3 protein-coding genes are annotated in these 2,411 nt (G+C 64.1%); all 3 read left to right on the top strand.

The genetic code is table 11. The features are described from left to right. Positions 1 to 82 precede the first annotated feature (82 nt). The 3 genes from H0W40_RS19895 to H0W40_RS19885 all read left to right on the top strand — a co-directional run bounded on the left by H0W40_RS19895 (position 83) and on the right by H0W40_RS19885 (position 2,370). Complete coding sequence (locus H0W40_RS19895; RefSeq protein WP_292449655.1) at positions 83 to 412, top strand: transposase; 330 nt, start codon at positions 83 to 85, stop codon at positions 410 to 412. A gap of 5 nt (positions 413 to 417) precedes the next feature. Then, positions 418 to 741 (top strand): IS66 family insertion sequence element accessory protein TnpB, encoded by a 324-nt coding sequence (gene tnpB / locus H0W40_RS19890; protein WP_292449651.1) that lies wholly within the window; start codon positions 418 to 420, stop codon positions 739 to 741. A gap of 129 nt (positions 742 to 870) precedes the next feature. Next, positions 871 to 2,370: an IS66 family transposase gene (locus H0W40_RS19885; RefSeq protein ID WP_292449653.1), complete on the top strand. Its 1,500-nt coding sequence runs from the start codon at positions 871 to 873 to the stop codon at positions 2,368 to 2,370. The last annotated feature ends 41 nt before the right edge of the window (positions 2,371 to 2,411 follow it).

Here is a 2,411-nt window from a genome sequence, read left to right as displayed (position 1 = left end):
GTAAGCGTCTGGCCAACCCCTTCTTGAGTTTGAGCGCGTAAGCGGCAACGATGGTGTCCACCAATGAATTTAGGTGGACACCATGAAAGAGTTCAGGAAGACACGTCGGCGCCATAGCGCCGAGCTCAAGGCGCAGGTACTGAGCGAATGTGCGCAGCCCGGCACGTCGGTGGCGAGCGTGGCGCTGTCGTACGGGATCAACGCCAACATCGTGCACAAGTGGCGTCGCCTTGCCGGCGCTGCTGCGTTGCCGGGTGCCACCTTCGTACCCGTGGCATTGCCTGCACCGACTTGTGCCGAGCCATCAGACATCCGCATGGAACTGCGCCGGGGCGCAGCAACCATGACGATCATCTGGCCCGTCGCCGCTGCTGCGGACTGCGCGGCCTGGATGCGCGAGCTGCTGCGGTGATCCGGGTGGAAGCCGTGTGGCTTGCCATCGATCCGCTGGACATGCGCTCGGGCAGCGAAGCGGCACTGGCCCGTGTGGTTCATGTCTTTGGTTCGGCCCGTCCGCACCACGCGTACCTGTTCGCCAACCGACGGGCCAACCGGATGAAGGTGCTCGTGCACGACGGCATCGGCGTGTGGCTGGCTGCGCGGCGGCTGAACCAGGGCAAGTTCGTCTGGCCCAAAGACGCATCAGGCACACTGGCCCTGACCCACGAGCAGCTAGACGCCCTCGTGCTGGGCCTGCCCTGGCAGCGTATCGGCGAAGCGGGCGTCATCACGGTGCTGTAGGCGGCGCAGCGCAATTGGCGAAACTGCCGATGCGCGAGCGCGCGCACGTCGGCATCATCACGCCTTGTGATTGACGAAGCACAAATCCACGAACTTGACGCGCAGCAACTGCGCGGGGTGGTGCGCACCCTGATCGCGCAGGCGGCTGGCAAGGATCGCGAGATCGCCTTCAAGCAGGCCTTCATCGACAAGCTTACCCACGAGATGGCGGTGCTCAAGCGGATGAAGTTCGCAGCGCAGTCCGAGGCGTACAACGCCGAACAAAAGAGCCTGCTGGAGGAAACCATCGACACCGATCTGGCCGCCCTGGCAGCCGAGATCGAGCAAGCAGAACCCTCGCCCAAAGCCAAGGACATCCAGCAAAAGCCCAAGCGCCAGTCGCTCCCGGAGAGTCTGCCGCGCCGGGAGATCCAGCACGAGCCTGAGAGCACCACATGCACCTGCGGCTGCCAGTTAAAGCGCATTGGCCAGGACATCGCCGAGAAGCTGGACTACCAGCCGGGCGTGTTCACGGTGGAGCGGCACATCCGCGGCAAGTGGGTCTGTGCGAAATGTGAAACACTCGTGCAGGCGAGCGTGCCGGCGCACATCATCGACAAGGGCATCCCCACCGCAGGCCTGCTGGCCCAAGTGCTGGTGGCCAAGTACGCCGATCACTTGCCGCTGTATCGCCAGGAGGGAATCTTTGCTCGCGCAGGGCTGGCGTTGCCGCGTTCGACGCTGGCCCAGTGGGTGGGGCAATGCGGTGTGCAGCTGCAGCCGCTGGCGGGTGCGCTGCGCGCCGAGCTGCTCAAGCACAGCGTGCTGCACGCCGATGAGACGCCGGTGGCCATGCTCAAGCCGGGCAATGGCAAGACCCACCGGGCCTACCTGTGGAGCTACTGCACCACGACTTACAACGAAACAAGGGCCGTGGTCTTTGACTTCGCCGACAGCCGAGCCGGCCAACATGCAAGAGATTTCCTGGGCCTGCCCGGCCGCGTCGGCGAACACGGCTGGCACGGCAGCTTGGTGTGCGATGACTTCAGCGGCTACAAGGCCTGCTTCGAGATGGGCGTGACCGAGGCCGGATGCCTGGCGCACGCAAGGCGCAAGTTCCACGAGCTGTGGGCCAATCACCAAAGCACCATCGGCGAGCGGGCGCTGAGATTCTTCATACAGCTGTATGACATCGAGCGCGAGGTCCGAGAATTGGATGCCGCCCACCGAAAACGAATACGACAGGAGCGAAGCCGGCCGGTGGCCGATGCGATGCACCTGTGGCTCACCGAGCAGCGCAAGAAGGTGCCCGAAGGCTCGGCCACGATCAAAGCCATCGACTACAGCCTGGGCAGATGGCAGGCGCTGACACGATACATCGACGACGGGGAACTGCCTGCTGACAACAATTGGGTGGAAAACCAGATCCGGCCGATTGCCATCGGGCGAAACAACTGGCTGTTCGCTGGATCACTGCGTGCCGGTCAACGCGCCGCTGCGGTGATGAGCCTGGTGCAATCAGCACGGCTCAATGGGCACGATCCGTACGCTTACCTGAAGGACGTCCTCGAGCGGCTGCCCACGCAGCCGGCCAGCCGTGTCGATGAACTGCTGCCGCATCGCTGGCAGTCAGCGCCCGTCACTACCTGACTCGTACGGCCGTCGTCAAGACGGGATCACCGCACGCTTAC

Source organism: Methylibium sp. (assembly GCF_013817345.1).
Taxonomy (GTDB): Bacteria; Pseudomonadota; Gammaproteobacteria; order Burkholderiales; family Burkholderiaceae_C; genus Methylibium.
The sequence above is the reverse complement of the archived record's forward strand: the minus strand, read 5'-3'. Positions and strand labels throughout refer to the sequence as shown.

Coding starts and splice junctions, on each gene's coding strand:
- H0W40_RS19895 (WP_292449655.1), top strand. CDS start 83: ATGAAAGAGTTCAGGAAGACACGTCGGCGCCATAGCGCCGAGCTCAAG.